Annotated in this window: 16 protein-coding genes; 8 read left to right on the plus strand and 8 right to left on the minus strand. The window is 71.0% G+C overall.

The window, feature by feature from the left end; all coding sequences use genetic code 11:
- From ACIO52_RS26835 to ACIO52_RS26845, 3 genes are read right to left on the minus strand one after another with little or no spacing between them, the layout of a single operon-like run.
- Positions 1-1,605 (minus strand): cobyric acid synthase, encoded by a 1,605-nt coding sequence (locus ACIO52_RS26835; protein WP_402647748.1) that lies wholly within the window; start codon positions 1,603-1,605, stop codon positions 1-3.
- Positions 1,606-1,618: 13 nt separating this feature from the next.
- On the minus strand, positions 1,619-2,482 hold the full coding sequence (gene map, locus ACIO52_RS26840) for a type I methionyl aminopeptidase (RefSeq protein ID WP_402647751.1): 864 nt from the start codon (positions 2,480-2,482) through the stop codon (positions 1,619-1,621).
- A gap of 23 nt (positions 2,483-2,505) precedes the next feature.
- Positions 2,506-4,791, minus strand: coding sequence for an FdhF/YdeP family oxidoreductase (locus tag ACIO52_RS26845; protein ID WP_402647753.1), 2,286 nt, complete (start codon positions 4,789-4,791; stop codon positions 2,506-2,508).
- A 149-nt stretch (positions 4,792-4,940) separates the two neighbouring features.
- On the opposite strand from ACIO52_RS26845, the gene ACIO52_RS26850 reads away from it, so the two are divergent.
- Positions 4,941-5,927, plus strand: a complete 987-nt coding sequence (locus ACIO52_RS26850; RefSeq protein ID WP_402647756.1) for a class I fructose-bisphosphate aldolase — start codon at positions 4,941-4,943, stop codon at positions 5,925-5,927.
- On the opposite strand, the gene ACIO52_RS26855 is transcribed toward ACIO52_RS26850, so the two are convergent.
- Together ACIO52_RS26855 and ACIO52_RS26860 are read right to left on the minus strand one after the other, a co-directional pair.
- A complete protein-coding gene (locus tag ACIO52_RS26855) occupies positions 5,928-7,085 on the minus strand; it encodes a GAF domain-containing sensor histidine kinase (RefSeq protein ID WP_218718460.1) in 1,158 nt (385 codons plus the stop codon).
- The gene (locus tag ACIO52_RS26860) at positions 7,082-7,747 is read right to left on the minus strand and encodes a response regulator transcription factor (protein ID WP_218718461.1); all 666 of its coding nucleotides are present in this window, start codon (positions 7,745-7,747) and stop codon (positions 7,082-7,084) included. Before ACIO52_RS26860 ends, ACIO52_RS26855 begins: the two co-directional genes overlap by 4 nt.
- Before the next feature lie 137 nt (positions 7,748-7,884).
- Here ACIO52_RS26860 and ACIO52_RS26865 point away from each other — a divergent pair, with 137 nt between their 5' ends.
- Positions 7,885-9,987, plus strand: a complete 2,103-nt coding sequence (locus ACIO52_RS26865) for a transketolase family protein (protein ID WP_402647760.1) — start codon at positions 7,885-7,887, stop codon at positions 9,985-9,987.
- Positions 9,984-10,694 (plus strand): HAD-IA family hydrolase, encoded by a 711-nt coding sequence (locus tag ACIO52_RS26870; RefSeq protein ID WP_218718463.1) that lies wholly within the window; start codon positions 9,984-9,986, stop codon positions 10,692-10,694. Before ACIO52_RS26865 ends, ACIO52_RS26870 begins: the two co-directional genes overlap by 4 nt.
- An 85-nt stretch (positions 10,695-10,779) precedes the next feature.
- On the opposite strand, the gene ACIO52_RS26875 is transcribed toward ACIO52_RS26870, so the two are convergent.
- Positions 10,780-12,213 carry a DHA2 family efflux MFS transporter permease subunit gene (locus ACIO52_RS26875; protein WP_342800416.1) on the minus strand — a complete coding sequence of 478 codons (1,434 nt, stop codon included), beginning with the start codon at positions 12,211-12,213 and terminating at the stop codon, positions 10,780-10,782.
- A gap of 46 nt (positions 12,214-12,259) precedes the next feature.
- Positions 12,260-12,736 (minus strand): MarR family winged helix-turn-helix transcriptional regulator, encoded by a 477-nt coding sequence (locus ACIO52_RS26880; protein ID WP_402647764.1) that lies wholly within the window; start codon positions 12,734-12,736, stop codon positions 12,260-12,262.
- Between the two features lie 119 nt (positions 12,737-12,855).
- Between ACIO52_RS26880 and ACIO52_RS26885 the strand changes: the two genes are divergently transcribed.
- Positions 12,856-13,866: an LLM class flavin-dependent oxidoreductase gene (locus ACIO52_RS26885; protein WP_342800415.1), complete on the plus strand. Its 1,011-nt coding sequence runs from the start codon at positions 12,856-12,858 to the stop codon at positions 13,864-13,866.
- 13 nt (positions 13,867-13,879) lie between these two features.
- Here ACIO52_RS26885 and ACIO52_RS26890 read toward each other — a convergent pair whose 3' ends face one another.
- Positions 13,880-14,488: a DUF4126 domain-containing protein gene (locus ACIO52_RS26890; RefSeq protein ID WP_402647767.1), complete on the minus strand. Its 609-nt coding sequence runs from the start codon at positions 14,486-14,488 to the stop codon at positions 13,880-13,882.
- A gap of 155 nt (positions 14,489-14,643) precedes the next feature.
- Between ACIO52_RS26890 and ACIO52_RS26895 the strand changes: the two genes are divergently transcribed.
- The 4 genes from ACIO52_RS26895 to ACIO52_RS26910 all read left to right on the plus strand — a co-directional run bounded on the left by ACIO52_RS26895 (position 14,644) and on the right by ACIO52_RS26910 (position 17,437).
- A complete protein-coding gene (locus ACIO52_RS26895) occupies positions 14,644-15,120 on the plus strand; it encodes a DUF1772 domain-containing protein (RefSeq protein WP_218718468.1) in 477 nt (158 codons plus the stop codon).
- A gap of 35 nt (positions 15,121-15,155) precedes the next feature.
- Positions 15,156-15,554, plus strand: coding sequence for a PPOX class F420-dependent oxidoreductase (locus ACIO52_RS26900; RefSeq protein ID WP_342800413.1), 399 nt, complete (start codon positions 15,156-15,158; stop codon positions 15,552-15,554).
- A gap of 56 nt (positions 15,555-15,610) precedes the next feature.
- A complete protein-coding gene (locus ACIO52_RS26905; RefSeq protein ID WP_402647772.1) occupies positions 15,611-16,459 on the plus strand; it encodes a helix-turn-helix transcriptional regulator in 849 nt (282 codons plus the stop codon).
- Between the two features lie 213 nt (positions 16,460-16,672).
- A complete protein-coding gene (locus tag ACIO52_RS26910; protein ID WP_218718471.1) occupies positions 16,673-17,437 on the plus strand; it encodes a glucose 1-dehydrogenase in 765 nt (254 codons plus the stop codon).
- The last annotated feature ends 91 nt before the right edge of the window (positions 17,438-17,528 follow it).

The following is a 17,528-nucleotide window of genomic DNA, read 5'->3' on the forward strand; positions in this document are numbered from 1 at the left end:
TCAGCCGACGGTGGGGCGGTCGAGTTCGCTGTGGACGACCGGTAGCTCCCGTGGTGCGCCGCGGCTGATCAGGGCGTCGAGGGCGGCCAGGTCGACGTGCCGCTCGACCAGGTCGGCCAGCAGGTCGAGCTGCGCGGTGCGGGTGGCCGCCACCGAGGTGTCCGGGGCGACGCGGAATCCGGTGCGCCCCGCGTGCCGGGCGACCTCGGTCAGCCAGGCGCGGCGGAACTCGTCGGATTCGAGGAGGCCGTGCACGTGGGTGCCCCAGATCGATGCCCGCACACTGCCTTCGGGAGCTCCGTCGATGGTGAGCCAGGGCGCGTCGGCGCTGTGCCGGACGCGGCCGTGGTGGATCTCGTAGCCGTGCACCGGCAGCGCGCCCGCCTCGCCGACGACCTGGCGGGCGATCTTGGGCTCCGCGAATTCGATGGCGAGGTCGAACAATCCGAGCCCGTCCACCACGCAGGGCCGCGCCGCGTCCCCGTCCTCAGCCGACGCGGCGACGGCACCCTGATCCCCCGCGGACCCGACGTGTTCGACGCCGTCGACGATGCGACGCCCCAGCATCTGGTAGCCGCCGCAGATCCCGAGGATCGGGCGCCCCGCGGCGGCCCGGGCGTGCAGCGCCGCGTCGATCCCCTTGGCGCGCAACCACGCCAGGTCGGAAACCGTCGACTTGGACCCGGGCACGACGACGAGATCGGCGGTGGCGATCTGATCGGGTCCGTCGGCCCAGCGGACGGCGACGCCGGGCTCGCAGGCGAGGGCTTCGATGTCGGTGGAGTTGGAGATGCGGGGCAGCCGGACGGCGGCGACGGTGAGCCAGTCGGTGCCGTGGGGTGGGCCGGGGCGACCGACCGGGGTACCCGCGACGGTGCCGAGGGAGTCCTCGGCGTCGAGCCAGAGGTCGTCGGCGAACGGCAGCACGCCCAGGGTGGGGCGGCCGGTCAGGACGGTCAGCTGGTCGAGGCCCGGTTGGAGCAGGGCGACGTCACCACGGAACTTGTTGACGAGGAAGCCCGAGATGAGCTGCTGGTCTTCGGGTTCCAGCACCGCGACGGTGCCGAACAGGTGTGCCAGCACTCCCCCTCGGTCGATATCACCGACCACGAGCACGGGCAGCTCGGCGGCGCGCGCCAGACCCATATTGGCCAGATCCGTGGCCCGCAGATTGATCTCGGCGGGTGATCCGGCGCCCTCGCAGATCACCACGTCGAATTCCGCACGCAGGGAAGCGAGTTCGTCCGCCACCACCTCACGCAGCTGCTGCCTGCGCGTGAAATAGTCACGCGCGCCGACGGTCCCGACGGCCTTGCCGCGCACGACGAGCTGCGAGCGCCGATCGCTGCCGGGCTTGAGCAGCACCGGATTGAACCGCACGCTCGGCTCCAACCCACACGCCCGCGCCTGCAACGCCTGCGCCCGCCCGATCTCCCCGCCGTCGAGGGTGACGACGGAGTTGTTGGACATGTTCTGCGCCTTGAACGGCGCCACCCGCACGCCACGCCGCGCGAGCATTCGGCAGATCCCCGCGACCACCACGCTTTTCCCGGCGTCGGAGGTCGTGCCCGCGATCAGCAGCGCCCCGCGCAGATCGCCGCTCATGCCACGGACCGACTCACGGCAGCGTGAGGATTTCCGCGCCCGTCTCCGTGACCACCAGGGTGTGCTCGAACTGGGCGGTCCACTTGCGATCCTTGGTGACCACGGTCCAGCCGTCGTCCCAGATGTCGTAGTCGATACCGCCGAGGTTGATCATCGGCTCGATGGTGAAGGTCATGCCGGGCTCGATGACCGACTCGATGCTGGGCTGGTCGTAGTGCAGGATGACCAGGCCGCTGTGGAAGGTGGGACCGACGCCGTGGCCGGTGAAGTCGCGGACGACGCCGTAGCCGAAACGATTGGCGTAGGCCTCGATGACGCGCCCGATCACATTGAGCGCACGGCCTGGCTTGACCGCCTTGATGGCCCGGTTGGTGGCCTCTTCGGTGCGCTCGACCAGCAGGCGCACCTCCTCGTCCACGTCGCCGGCGAGGAAGGTCTTGTTGGTGTCACCGTGCACGCCGTGGATGAAGGCGGTGACATCGATATTGACGATGTCACCGTCCTCGATGACGGTCGAGTCGGGGATGCCGTGGCAGATGACCTCGTTGAGCGAGGTGCAGCAGGACTTGGGGAAGCCCTTGTAGCCCAGGGTCGAGGGGTAGGCGCCGTGATCGCACATGTACTCGTGGGCGATCCGGTCCAGCTCGTCGGTGGTGACGCCGGGCGCGACCGCCTTGCCCGCCTCCTCGAGGGCCTGCGCGGCGATCTTGCCCGCGATCCGCATCTTCTCGATGGTCTCGGTGGTCTGCACCCAGGGCTCGCGCCCTTCGTTGGCGGTCTTCTTCCACACGTACTCGGGACGCTCGATGGAACGCGGGACGTCCCGGATCGGCGACTGGGTGCCGGGAACGAGTGGCTGACGGGTGCGCACGGACATAGCTGCGAGTGTAGCCAGCACCCCTACCCGGCGCTGTGGCGCGGTTCGAGCCGGACCACGATGCCCTTCGAGGTAGGGGTGTTGCTGATGTCGGCCACGCTGTCGAGCGGGACCAGCACGTTCGTCTCCGGATAGTAGGCCGCCGCCGAGCCACGGCTGGCCGGGTAGGCGACCACGACGAAGTTCTCCGCGCGCCGCTCGACCCCGTCCGTCCAGACGCTGACCAGATCGACCACGTCGCGGTCGGCCAGGCCGAGCTCGGCCAGATCGTCCGGGTTGACCATCACCACCCGGCGCGCGTTGTGGATGCCCCGGTAGCGGTCGTTGTTCGCGTACGGGATGGTGTTCCACTGGTCGTGCGAGCGCAGCGACTGCAACAGCAGGTGACCGGGCGGCACGTCGAGGAAGGTGAACTCGTTGCGGGTGAATTCCGCTTTGCCGCTGGCCGTGCGGTAGATGCCCCGGTTGACCGGGTTGATCAGCCGCAGTCCACCCGGCCGCTCGACGCGCTCGGTGAAGTTCTCGAAGCCGGGCACCACCCGCGAGATCCGGTCGCGCACGGTGTTGTAGTCGGCTTCGAACTCCGCCCACGGGATCGCCGGGGTCGCGCCGAGGGTGCGCTGGGCGAGCCGGGAGATGATGGCGACCTCGCTGAGCAGGTGCGGCGAGGCCGGGTCGAGGCGACCTCGCGAGGCGTGCACCTCGCTCATCGAGTCCTCCACCGTGACGAACTGCTCGCCGGTGGCCTGGATGTCGCGATCGCTGCGGCCCAGGGTCGGCAGGATCAGCGCGGTCTCACCGCACACCGTGTGCGAGCGATTGAGTTTGGTGGAGATCTGCACGGTGAGCGCGCACTGCCGCAGGGCGGCCTCGGTCACCGCGCTGTCCGGTGTCGCCCGTGCGAAATTGCCCGCGACGCCGACGAAGACCTTCGCCTGACCGTCGCGCATCGCGCGGATCGCGGCGACGGAGTCCAGGCCGTGCGCGGTCGGCGGGGTGAAGCCGAACTCGGCGCCGAGGGCGTCGAGGAAGGTCTGCGGTACGCGTTCCCAGATGCCCATCGTGCGGTCGCCCTGCACATTGCTGTGTCCGCGGACCGGGCACACGCCCGCTCCGGTGCGGCCGAGATTGCCACGCAGCAGCAGGAAGTCGACGATCTCGCGGATCGTGGGCACCCCGTGCTTGTGCTGGGTCAGGCCCATCGCCCAGCACACGATGATCCGTCGCGAGCCGAGCACAGCCGCATGCACGTCCTCGATGGCCGCGCGGGTCAGGCCGGTCGCTTCGAGGGCGGCGTCCCAGCCGATCCCCCTGGCGTGCGCGGCGAACTCGGCGAAGCCGTGGGTGTGTTCGCGGATGAACTCGTGGTCCAGGACGGTGCCGGGGGCGGCGTCCTCGGCCTCGAGCAGCAGCCGGTTCAGGGTCTGGAACAGCGCGAGGTCACCGCCCGGTCGGATCTGCAAGAAGTAATCGGCGATCGCGGTGCCGCGCCCGATCACCCCGCGCGGGACCTGCGGGTTCTTGAACCGGATCAGCCCGGCCTCGGGCAGCGGGTTGACCGCGACGACCTTCGCGCCGTTGTGCTTGGCCCGCTCCAGCGCCGAGAGCATCCGGGGATGGTTGGTGCCGGGGTTCTGCCCGACGACGAAGATCAGGTCGGCGGCGTAGATGTCCTCCAGCGACACGCTGCCCTTGCCGACGCCCAGGGTCTGGTTCAGCGCAGAACCGCTGGACTCGTGGCACATGTTGGAGCAGTCGGGCAGATTGTTGGTGCCGTAGGCGCGGGCGAACAGTTGCAGCAGGAACGCGGCCTCGTTGTTGAGCCTGCCCGAGGTGTAGAACAGCGCCTCGTTCGGCGAGGCGAGGCCGCGCAGCGTCTCGGCGATCAGGTCGAGGGCGGCGTCCCAGCCGATGGGCTCGTAGTGGGCGGCGCCGGGGCGCTTGACCATCGGTTCGGTCAGTCTGCCCTGCTGGTTGAGCCAGTAGTCGGAGGTGGCGTCGAGTTCGTCGACGGTGTGGGTGGCGAAGAACTCGCGGGTGACCCGGCGGGTGGTCGCCTCGTCGCTGACGTGCTTGGCGCCGTTCTCGCAGTACTCGTTCTTGTGCCGGTGCTCGGGCTCCGGCCAGGCGCAGCCCGGACAGTCGAAGCCCTCGGTCTGGTTGACGTTGAGCAGGGTGAGCGCGGTGCGCGTGGCCGAGGTCTGCGCCAGCGAGTACTCGAGTGCGTGGACCACCCCGGGAACGCCGGCCGCCCAGGTCTTGGGCGGGGTGACCGACAGGTCGTCGGTGGGGTCGTCGATCGAGGTCATCACCGGCTTCTTCCCGTGCCGCGGCACTGCGATCGGACTGGATGACCTCAGGCTTCCCAGTTTCGGGGCGGTTGTCAACGCGACGGTTCACACCCGGTTTCGCCCGCAGGGGTGAGGACGGACGAGCGCCGCGCTCGCACGCTGTCTGCATGACGACACTTCCCGCCCCGACCCTCGCCGCCGTCGCCCAGCAGCTGACCGGCGGCGGCCGCGGCATTCTCGCCGCCGACGAGTCGATCAAGACCATGTCCGCGCGTCTCGAGCAGGAGGGCATCCCGGCGAGCGCGACCGCCCGGCGCGACTATCGCGCCCTGCTGCTGACCACCGACGGACTGGCGGATCGGGTCAGCGGAATCATCCTGTGCGACGAGACCTTCGGCCAGGAACTCGCCGACGGCCGTGCCTTCCCCGCCGCCGCGCGCGATCTGGACATCCTGCCCGGCATCAAGGTCGACACCGGCACCACCGCCCTGCCAGGGCAAGCGGGCGCGCTGGTCACCGAGGGACTCGACGGTCTCGGCGCCCGGCTGGCGTCCTATGCCGAGCGCGGGGCCGCCTTCGCCAAGTGGCGGGCGGTGTTCGACGTGCGGACGATCACGCCCTACGCCGCGCACGCCAACGGGCACGCGCTGGCGCGCTATGCCGCGCTGTGCCAGGAGCACGGCATCGTGCCGATCGTCGAGCCGGAGGTGCTGTGCACCGGCGAGCACGACCTGGCCGCGTCCGCCCAGGCGACCCGGCTCGCCCTGCGGTCGGTGTTCGCCGCGCTCGACGCCGCCGGCGTCGACCTGACCGGCATCGTGCTCAAGCCGAACTTCGTGACCCCGGGCCTGGCCGCCGCGCCCGCGTCCACCGCGGCGGTGGTGGCCACGACCTTCGAGGTCCTGCGCGACACCGTGCCCGCCCCGGTCCCCGGCATCGCGTTCCTGTCCGGCGGCCAGCCGACCGAGCGGGTCTGCGAGTACCTGCGCGCGCTGCACGCCCACGGCGACCGGCCGTGGGCGGTCACGTTCTCGTTCGGGCGCGCGCTGGTCAGCGCCGCGTTACGGACCTGGGCCGGCGCGCCCGCCGCGGTGCTCGACGCGCAGCGGGTGCTGCTGGCGAACTGCCGCAGTGCCGCCGACGCGACCCGCTGACTACCGCAGCGGCAGCTCGACCAGCACGATCGTGCCGCGCCCCAGCAGCGACTCGACGCGCAGCGAAGCCTCGATGACGGCGCAGCGTTCGGCCAGGGAGCTCAGGCCGAAGTGCTGGCCGTCGGCGGCGGCCCGCTCGGCCCGGCGCGCGGCGGGGTCGAAACCCGCGCCGTCGTCGGAACAGCCGAGCACCACCGAGTCGCCGACCCGGCGCAGCGACAGCACGATCCGGCTCGCGCCCGCGTGCTTGACCGCGTTCACCAGCGCTTCCTGCGCGATCCGGTACAGCGCGGCGGCCGCGTGGTCGGCGATGTCGCCGACCGCGGCGGCCGGGTCGACGAGCAATTCGATCGCCGGGCCGCCGCCGGTGCCCGCGGTGCGGACCAGCGATTCGAGCGCGGCGACCAGGCCGAGGTCGTCGAGAACCAGGCTGTGCAGGCCCGAGATCGCCGCCCTGGTCTCGTTGTAGGCGAAATCGGCCAGCGTCCGGGCACTGACCAGTTCGGCGCGGGCCCGCTCCAGCGCGCGCACGCCGGACTCGTCGCCCGTGGCGACGTGGGCGGCGAGTTCGGAGACGGTCAGGTCGGCCGCGGACAGGTGGAACGACATCGACGCGAGCGCGGTGGTCACCCCGTCGTGCAGGTCGAACGCGATGCGCCGACGCTCGGCCTCCTGCGCGGAGATCGCCTGTTCGACCAGGCGATCCCGCTCGGTGCGGTGCCGGTTGACGGTGCGCCACAACCGGTGCGCGTGCACCGACAGGCCGAGGACACCCGCGTAGCCCGCCGCGCGGTCGAGGTCGGCCGGGCCGAACGGTTCGGCCGGATCCCGGTGCGCGGCAAGGACTCCCACCACGGAATCGTCGACACCGCGCAGCGGCAGGCACATCCGCGCGATCGTCTGCCCCGGCTCGAGGCGTAACAGGCTGCGGTGCAGGGCGTTCCGTGGCGAATCCCGATCCAGCAGGACCGGGGTTCCGGTCCGGGCGACCAGCCCCGTCACCCCGAACCCGACCGGCAGGGTCAGCGAGCCGGCCGACGGGTGCGCCGGCCACAGGTCGACCACGCCGAGATCGGATCCGTCGACGGCGTAGAGCTGCACACCGTCGGCCGCGAGCAGCGGGGCCAGCTGCGCCGCCGTCGGCGCGGCACCGGTCACCGGAACAGCCCTTCCCGCAACGCGACCGCGATCGCCCCGCTCCGATCGGACACGCCCAGTTTGCGATACAGCCCGCGGATGTGGGTCTTCACCGTGTCCTCGCTGACCACGAGCTTGCCCGCCACCGCCCGGTTGGAGTGCCCGGAGACCAGCAGTCCCAGCACTTCCGACTCGCGCTGGGTCAGGCCCAGGTGCGCGCCCGACCAGAACTGCCCCGCGTCGAGCCGGGCCGCGGCCAGTGCCACCCGACCGGCCAGGGCGGGATCGATGACGGTCTCGCCCTCGGCGGCGCGGCGCAGGTGGGCGACGAGTTCACGCCCGTCCACGCGCTTGAGCACATACCCGGCCGCGCCCGCGCGCAGCGCCTGATAGAGGTAGTGCTCGTCGTCGTACACGGTGAGCACCACGACCTTGGTGCCCGGATACCGCTCGGTGATCTGGCGGCACAGATCCAGACCGCTGGCCTTGCCGATGCGGATGTCGCACAGGACGATGTCGGGCCGGTGCTCGTCGATCAGGCGCAGTGCCGCGGTGTCGGTGCTCGACTGGCCCACGATCACGACCTCGTCGGGGAAGTGGCCGAGCATCGCGTCGAGCCCGTGCAGGACCATCTCGTGGTCGTCGACGAGCACCAACCGTAACGGGGTCGGCGGCTCCGGCATACCGCCACAGTACGGCGGAAAAGCACTGGGGTTCGGGGCAATCGGCGAGAAATCACCCGTGCGGCCACCCGCGCGGGGGAAGGCCGCGCTGCCCCGGGTGCGGTCGGATGGACGGACCCGATCGAAAGGCGCCACCCATGCCGGAATCCACTGTTCATCGGCCGCTCGTCGTGTCCGCCGTCGACACCGACCGGCTCGCCGTCGACACCCTGCGCTTCCTCGCCGCCGACATGGTCGAGGCCGCGAACTCCGGGCATCCCGGGATGCCGATGGGGGCGGCGCCGATGGCGTGGACGCTGTGGAGCAGGCATCTGCGCCACGATCCGGCCGACCCCGGCTGGGCCGACCGCGATCGGTTCGTGCTGTCCGCCGGGCACGGTTCGGCACTGCTGTACGGGCTACTGCACCTGTTCGGCTACGACCTGCCCATCGCGGAGCTGCGCCGGTTCCGCCAGCTCGGGTCGCGCACGCCGGGCCATCCCGAGTACGGCGAGACGCCGGGGGTGGAGTGCACGACCGGCCCGCTCGGCCAGGGGCTGGCGATGGCGGTCGGTATGGCGTTGGCGGAGCGCATGACCCACGCCCGCTACCCCGAGTTCACCGACCACCGCACCTACGCGATCGTCGGCGACGGCTGCCTGATGGAGGGCGTCAGCCACGAGGCGGCCTCGCTCGCCGGGCAGCTGCGGCTGGGCCGGTTGATCGTGCTGTGGGACGACAACGCCATCACCATCGACGGCGCGGTGGACCGGGCCTGCGGCGACGACCAGCTCGCCCGCTTCGCCGCCTACGGCTGGCACACCGAGGCGGTGCCCGACGGCACCGATATCGCCGCGATCGACGCGGCGCTGACCCGGGCGAAGGACGATCCCCGGCCGAGCTTCCTCGCTGTCCGGACGGTGATCGGGCACGGTGCGCCCGACGTGGCCGGCACGGCGAAGGCGCACGGATCACCGTTGGGCGCCGATCAGCTGGCGCGGGCCAAAGAGCTCGCGGGATGGACGTTTCCGCCGTTCACGGTGCCCGAGCAGGTCGCCGCGACGTGCGCGGTGCTCGCCGGGCTCGGCGCCGAGGACCGGGCCGACTGGCTCGGCCGGTTTACCGAATTCGCCGCTGCCGCACCGCGACGCGCCGACGAGTTCGCCAGGGCCGGTGCGCGGACACTGCCCGACGGTCTGGCCGACGCGCTGTCCGGGATCGTCGGCGACGCGCCACGGGCGACCCGGCAGTCCTCGCAGGCGTGCCTGGACGCCCTGCGCCCGATCCTGCCGGAGCTGGTGGGCGGCTCGGCCGACCTGGCGGGCTCGACCGGCACCGCGTTCGGCCCGGTCGTGCGCGGGGACGACTACGCACCCACCGCGATCGCGTTCGGCATCCGCGAGTTCGGCATGGCCGCCGTCCTCAACGGAATCAGCCTGCACGGCGGGTTCCGCGTGTTCGGCAGTACGTTCCTGGTGTTCGCCGACTACCTGCGGCCCGCGCTGCGATTGTCGGCGCTGATGGGTCAGCCCGTGATCTACGTGCTCACCCACGATTCCATCGCCGTCGGCGAGGACGGGCCGACCCACCAGCCCGTCGAACACCTCGAATCGCTGCGCGTCATCCCCGGTCTCCAGGTGCTGCGCCCGGCCGACGATGCCGAGACCGCGCTCGCCTGGGAACTCGCGCTGACCCGCACCGACGGGCCGACCGCGCTGATCCTGTCCCGACAGTCGCTGCCGCAGCACGACACCCACCGCCGAGCACCCCAACCCACTGTCACGCCCCGGCCCGCCGCGGCCGACGGTCCCGGCGCCGCGGACCTCGTGCCCGCCCCGCGAGTGACAGCCACCGGCAAGCCTTCGGACGCCGCCGTCGTCGGCTCCCCGCCCACCGCCGACGATGGCGCGGTCGCTGTCGCCGAGCCGCTGATCGGCGAGGAACATCGCACCGTCGAGCTCGTCGCCACCGGTTCGGAAGTCGCACTGGCGGCGGCGGTCGCCGAGAAACTCCGCGCTGACGGCCATCTCGTGCGGGTGGTGTCGGTGCTGGATCGCACGCGCTACTCCCCCGATCCCTCGGCGTGCACCGTCAGCATCGAGGCGGGCACGACCACGGCCTGGGCTGGCGTGGTCGACCTGGCGATCGGCATCGACGAGTTCGGGCACAGCGGTCCCGGCGCCGAGGTCATGGCCCACCACGGCTTCACCGTGTCGTCGGCGCTCGCCCGCATCCGCGACCATCTGGGCAGCGCGCGATGACCCGCCTGGAGGCGGTGATCTTCGATGTCGACGGCACCCTGGTCGACAGCGAACGCGACGGCCACCGGGTGGCGTTCAACGCGGCCTTCGCCGAAGCCGGACTCCCCGACCGCTGGGATGTCGACCGCTACGGGGAACTGCTGCGGATCGCCGGTGGCGCCCAGCGGATGACCCACTGGTTCGAGAGCACCGGGCGCTCAGCCGACCAGGCCAGAGAACTCGCGCAACGACTACACCCCGCCAAGACCCGGATCATGCGGAGCCTGGTCGAGGACGGGCAGATCCAGCCGAGGCCGGGCGCCCGGGAGCTCATCGAACGGCTCGCCGCCCGCGGTGTCGCGCTGCATGTGGCCACCACGGGCACCCGCGCGTGGGTGGAACCGTTGCTGCGCAACGCCTTCGGCGAGGTGTTCGACACCGTGGTCACCGGGACGGAGGTGCCCGACCTCAAACCGAGTCCGGCGGTGTATCTCGAGGTTCTGGCCCGCACCGGGTCCGCTCCCGAGCACGTTGTCGCCGTGGAGGATTCCGCCAATGGCGTGCTCGCCGCGACAGCGGCCCGGGTGCCGTGCGTCGCGGCGCAGAACGCCTATACCCGCTCGCACGATCTGTCCGCGGCGCTGCTGGTCGCGGACGGTCTGGACGACCCGGAACTGGTCAGCTGGTTCGACGGCCAGCCGGCCACGGCACCGCCGCGTTCCCGGTAACCACCGCGTGCGGGGTCGGCGCGAGCAGTCGCCGTGCGGCGAATCCCGGCGGGCGACGCTCCTCGATCGCCCGGCGGTCGGCCGGTCAGAACGCGGGGACCGCGTCCGCCGCCGGGGTGACTTCGGTGGCGGGCCGCGTGCGGCGCAGCACCGTCACGCTGACGAGCAGCGCCGCTGCGAGCAGCCCGGCCGCGACGGTGAACGCGAGCCGGTAGCCGCTGGTCAACGCGACGGCTTCGGTAGCACCCGAGGCGAGTTGGGCGCCGGTCCTGGTAGCGGCGAGGGTGGACAGGACCGCGATTCCGATCGCCATCCCGACCTGCTGAGTGGTGTTGAACAGGCCAGAGGCGAGCCCGGCGTCATCGGCCGAGGCACCCGACATGCCCAGTGCGGTGAGCGCGGGCAGCACCAGGCCGCCACCGGCGATCAACACCATCATGGGCAGCAGATCGGTGACATAGTCGGCGTCGACGGGCAGCCGCATCAGCCACGACATGCCGACCAGCAGCAGCACCAGGCCGGCGATCAGCACGGCCCGTTCGCCGAAGCGTGTCATCAGCCGGGCCGAGGCGAACAGCGATACCCCGCCGATGGCGACCGCGGCGGGCAGCATGGCCAGACCGGTCTGCAAGGCGTTGTAGCCCAGTACCTTCTGCAGGTACAGCGCGACGATGATCTGGAAGGCGAACATCGCCGACAGCGTCAGCATCTGCACCACATTGGCGCCGGAGACGGCGCGCGAGCGGAAGATCCGCAACGGCAGGAGCGGCTTGCGCGCGGTGGCCTGCCGGACGACGAACGCGACGAGCAGCGCGACGGCCGACGCCGCGAGCCCCAGGGTGCGTGGCGACACCCAGCCGTACCGCTCGACCTCGACGATGGTGTAGATCCCGAGCATCAGACCGGCGGTGACCAGGACGGCCCCGAACACGTCGGCGCCCGCCGCCCACCCCAGACCGCGATCGGCCGGCAGCGCCCTAACGGCGACGAGCATCGTCACCAGCCCGATCGGCACATTGATCAGGAAGATCCAGTGCCAGTTCAGCGCATCGGTGAGCACGCCGCCGAGCACCTGCCCGATCGAGGCCCCCGCCGCGCCGGTGAAGCTGAAAATGCCGATGGCCGTGGCCCGTTCACGCGGTCCGGGAAAGATCGTGACCAGGATGCCGAGCACCACCGACGCGGCGATGGCGCTGCCGACGCCCTGCAGGAAGCGGGCCGCCACCAGCATCGCCGGGGTGGTCGCCGCGCCCGCCAGCAGCGAGGCCGCGGTGAAAACGACGGTGCCGGTGAGGAACATCGTCTTGCGGCCGATCAGGTCGCCCAGCCGTCCGGCCAGCAGGAGCAGTCCACCGAAGGCGATCAGGTAGGCGTTGACGGTCCAGCTCAGGCCGGCGGGCGAGAAGCCGAGATCCGCCTGGATGGCGGGCAGCGCGACGGTGACGATGCTGCCGTCGAGGATGGTCATCAGCGTCGCCGCCGACAGCACCGCCAAGGCGATGCGCTGAGAAGAGGTCATGAAATGACCGTACTAGATAGTTTCGTTGCAGACAATCTATAACGGACTATTGCCGGGCGCGCCGCGCGGGAGCCGCCTCCACCGCGGTGGACAGATGCCCCTCCACCAGCAGATTCAGCGCGCGAACCAAGGTCTCCCGCTCGCCTTTCGGCAACGATTCGAGCGCCGCCCGATGCACGCCGTCCACGATGTCGGCACTGCGCGCGGCCAGCTTCGCCCCCGCGGGCGTCACCGCGATGATGCGCGCGCGACGGTCGGCACTCGACGGCTTGCGCTCGGCCAGACCCGCCTTCTCCAGCGCGTCGACGGTGACGACCATGGTCGTCTTGTCCATGTCGCCGAGCTCGGCGAGCTGCGCCTGGGTCCGCTCGGCCTCGAGCGCGTGCACCAGCACGCAGTGCATGCGGGCCGTCAGCCCGATCTCGGCCAGCGCGGCCGCCATCTGGGTGCGCAGGACATGACTCGTGCGGTCGAGCAGGAAGGACAGGTCGGGTTCGGTGCGCGTCGTCGCGAGGGCGGTCATACCGTCACTATAGTTTTGTAATAGATAATCTGCATCCCTCCGTATCCGCGGGAATTTTGCCGGACCGCGGTCCGTTTAAGCGGTGACCGGAGCAGACCACATCCCGAGACGAGGTTCACATGGAACTGGGGCTGACCACCTTCGCCGAGCTGTACCCCACCGGCGATCGGCCCGCGCCGACCGCCGCCGAGCGGCTGCGCCAGGTCGTCGACGAGGCCGTCGCCACCGAGGCGGCGGGCCTGGACGTCTACGGCGTCGGCGAGCACCACCGCAAGGACTTCGCGGCGTCCTCGCCCGCCGTCGTCCTGGCGGCCGCGGCGGCGCGGACCGAGCGCATCCAGCTGACCAGCGCGGTCACCGTCCTCAGCTCCGACGACCCGGTCCGGGTGTATCAGGACTTCGCGACATTGGACGGGCTGTCGAACGGCCGGGCCGAGCTGATGGCCGGGCGCGGCTCGTTCACCGAGTCGTTCCCGCTGTTCGGCTACGACCTCGCCGACTACGACGACCTGTTCGAGGAGAAGCTGGCGCTGCTACTGCGGCTGCGCGAGGAAGAGCCGGTGACGTGGTCGGGCCGGTTCCGCGCGCCGCTGCGGGACGCGACCGTCTACCCGCGCACCGACGACCGGCCGCTGCCGGTCTGGATCGCGGTCGGCGGTAGTCCGGAGTCGGTGATCCGCGCCGGCCTGCTCGGCCTGCCGCTGGCGATCGCGATCATCGGCGGTCAGCCGGCCAGGTTCACACCGCTGGTCGAGCTGTATCACCGCGCGCTCGCCGAGGGTGGCCACGAGAAGCAGCCGGTGGCGGTGCACGCGCACGGCTATGTGGCCGATACCGACGAGCAGGCGGTGGCCGATTTCTACGCGCCGTACGCGCTGGCCATGTCCACCATCGGTCGCGAACGCGGCTGGGGCCCGATGACCCGCGAGCAGTTCGACGCCTTGCGTTCGCAGAGCGGTTCACTGTTCGTCGGCACGCCGGACTACGTGGCGGGCAAGATCGCCGAGGTCCGCGACACCCTCGGCCTCGACCGGTTCATGCTGCACACCAGCGTCGGCACGCTCCCGCCGGAGCAGGTCCTGCACAGCATCGAGCTGCTCGGCACGAAGGTCGCCCCGCAGGTGCGCTGACCTCCCCGAGCGCCTACTCGAGCGCCGCGTCCAGCTCGCCCCGGCGGGCGGCGCGGCGTTCGCGACGACGGCGCAGGTAGCGGCGGATGCGGCTGGCACAGGCGTAGACCACCCACAATCCGATCGCCAGCGAGACGGCGGCGATCACCGCGGCCAGCACGGGAAAGAACACCGCGAGGGTGATGACGCCGCCGACGCCCAGATCCTCGGCGGTACTCACCGCGATATTGGTGACCGGTTCCGGCGAAGTGTTGATCGCCATCCGGGTACCGGCTTTGACGATGTGGCTGGCCAGGGCCGTCGTGCCGCCGACCGCCCCGGCGAACAGCGTGGGCAGCGAGTCGTCCTGCCCGGCGATCAAGGCCGCCACCACCGCCCCGGACGCGGGCCGCACGACGGTGTGCACGGCGTCCCAGAACGAATCCAGATACGGGATCTTGTCGGCCACGGCCTCGATCACGAAGAGGATGGCGGCGGCGACGAGCACATCGGTGCGTTCGAGTCCGGGCGGCACGTCCTCGGCCCAGCCGATCCGCCCGAAGAACCCGAGCAGGAACACCACCGCGTACGCGTTGATCCCGCTGGCCCAGCCCGCGGTGAAAATCAGAGGTAGCACCGACACCTGCTCAGCGTAGGCCCGTCCACCGACTCCGCGCGGCCGCCGAGCAGGGCTGCCACAGCGCTCCGAAATCTAGCATCGCTAGACACGCTAGCGCTCGAATGCTACCGTTGCTCCAGCTTCTAGCGACGCTAGAGTTCACGAAGAGGGAGCCCGCCATGCTCGTTGTCACCGGCCAGATCATCGCCACCGTCGCCGTCCTCGCCAATGCCGTCGTCTACGGCACCGATGTCTGCGGTGCCGTGATCATGCGGTCCGTCTACCGCAAGCTCGATGACGCGACCGTGACCGTGAGCGCGGGGTGGGGTCACTACTACGGCGACAAGCGCATGCCGATCGCCGGGGTGGGCGGGGTGGTCACCGCGGTACTCACGCTGGTGATCGCGCTGTCGGCCGGCCAGCTCGGCGCCGCTGTCGCGGCCGGGATCTCGGTGGCCGCGCTGCTGACCTGGCTCGCCTTCTATGTCCGCGTCGCCAAGCCGATCAATTCCCAGCAGACCGCCGCCGCGCTCAGCGGCGTCATTCCGGCCGATGCCCGTGCGCTGCAGGACAAGTGGGACAGCATCCTGAAGTACCGGGTCACCTTGCAGTTCATCGCCATCGCCGGCCTGTGCGCCGCGCTGATCCTGTTCTGACCGCACCGACATCGCAGACACCGAGGAGTACCGAGATGACCTTCACCATCAATGAACAGCAGTTCCTCGCCGAGGCGGGAATCGGCAGGCTGGCCACGGTGTCGCCCGACGGCGTCGTCCAGAACAACCCCACCAACTATCGCGTGAACGCCGACGGCACCATCGACATCGGCGGCATGCGGATGCGAACCAGTCGCAAGTACCGCAATGTCGAAGCGGGCAGCCGGGTCTCGTTCGTCGTCGACCAACAGGTCTCGGCCGAGCCCTACGTGATCCGCGGCATCGAGGTGCGCGGCAAGGCGGTGGCACTCGAGGACGAGGAGCCACCGTTCCCGCACCAGGAACGCGTGGTCCTACGAATCCACCCCGACCGGGTCATCTCCTGGGGCATCGACGGTGGATCCTTCGACTTCACCAGCCGCCGCCCGGAATAGCCTGGCTCCTCCGCGGCGCCTCGCCGAGACCGGGGCGGCGCGGTTAGCGTGGTGGGATGGCCAGTGCAGCATCCACCCACCGTCGCGAGCAGCTCCGCGACTTCCTGCGGTCGCGACGGGAACGGGTCCGGCCGACGGACGTCGGACTACCGGCGGCGGGTCGGCGCCGCACCCCGGGATTGCGGCGCGAAGAGGTCGCGATGCTGGCCGGGGTGGGGGTGTCTTGGTACACGTGGCTCGAGCAGGGGCGCGACATCACGGTCTCGGGGGAAGTCCTCGATGCGGTGGCGGGCGTGCTCCGGTTGAGTGTGCCGGAGCGGGCGCATCTGTACCTGCTCGCCGGGCTCAACCCTCCGCCCCCGAGCGCCACGCCGGGGACCGAGGTGACGGTCGAGATCCGGCAGCTGATCGACGGCTGGGAACGTGGGCCCGCCGTGGTGCGGGACCGGTACTGGAACATCCTGGCGTTCAACGCCCTCGCCGGGCGGGTATTCGGCTGCGACGACGGCGAACCGCACAACTGCCTGATCACCTTCTTCACCAGCCGGCGGTATCGCGGACTGCCCGAGCTGTGGGACGCCGCGGCGCCGGGGGTCGTCGCGGCCTATCGCGCCGACGCCGCCCTCGCCCCACACGATGACGAATTCCACCGGGTGGCACGCGAACTCGCCGCCGCCGAGCCCGACTTCGCGCGACTGTGGGAACGGCACGAGGTCGGCGTGCCCGCCCAAGCCGTCAATGCCCTGCACCATCCCGAAGTCGGCGAGTTGTTCTTCGACGCGACCACGCTGACCGTCGCCGACCACCCGAATTGGTCTGTCGTGCTCTACAACCCGAAGCCGGGCACCGACACCGCCGAACGGCTCGCCCGCCTGCCGCGTCTGCGCCTGACCGAATCCGCCTGACCCACGACGCCCTTCCCGCCGGCACGCTCGCGGCGGAACCCGTGGCACCACGGAACGCCGTCCGGCATCGCGCAGTCGGCGGGTGGCCGAACCGACAGCGAGCACGCCGCGGCCACACACGATCCGTGCCGCCGGGGGCGCCGAGCCTGGTGGTTGCACACCCCGGATAACTGCGCACTGTCTGCGCGGCGCGTCGACGGCCACGCTGAATCCATGACGCACAACAGTTCTCGATTCGACGGCAAGACCGCGCTGATCACCGGCGGCACCAGTGGCATGGGTCTGGCGACCGCGCGCCGGCTGCTCGCCGAAGGGGCCGAGGTCGTGGTGACCGGGCGCGACAAGGGCAGGCTGGACGCGGCGGTGGCCGAGCTCGGGGCGCGGGCGCACGGCATCGCGGGCGATGTCACCGATCTCGACGACCTGGACACTCTGGTGGCCGCCCTCGCCGCTCGCTACGGCCGCCTCGACGTGGTCTTCGCCAATGCGGGCATCGGCTCGTTCCAGCCGATCGACCAGGTCACCGGCGCGTTGTTCGACGAGGTGATCGCCGCCAACGTCAAGGCCGCGTTCTTCACCCTCCAGAAGACGTCGCCGCTGCTGCCCGAGCACGCCGCGATCGTCATCAACGCCTCCTTCGGCCTGCACCGCGGCGTCCCCGGCGCCGCGCTGTACTCGGCGAGCAAGGCCGCTGTCCACAACCTGACCCGCACGCTCGCCGCCGAATGGGCGCCGCGTCGGATCCGCGTGAACTCGGTCAGCCCCGGCTATATCGACACCCCGGCCTTGCGCGCCGAACTCTCCGACGCCGCCCAGGCAGGTGTCGCGGGCCTGTCCCCCGCCGGTCGAGTGGGCACCGCCGATGATGTCGCCGCCGCCGTCGCCTTCCTGGCTTCCGCCGACGCCGCCTACGTCAACGGCCACGACCTGCGCGTCGACGGCGGCCTCACCGCCGTCGACGCCGCCGCCCTCCTGTGAACGGCGCCTGGTCGGACGCCGGCACGAGGCCACCGTCTCCCGCGGAGGTCCCGGGGTCGGTTCCCGGTGGCGGTGACGGCTGGCGCCCGCC

Source organism: Nocardia sp. NPDC087230, assembly GCF_044744725.1.
Lineage (GTDB): Bacteria > Actinomycetota > Actinomycetes > Mycobacteriales > Mycobacteriaceae > Nocardia > Nocardia canadensis.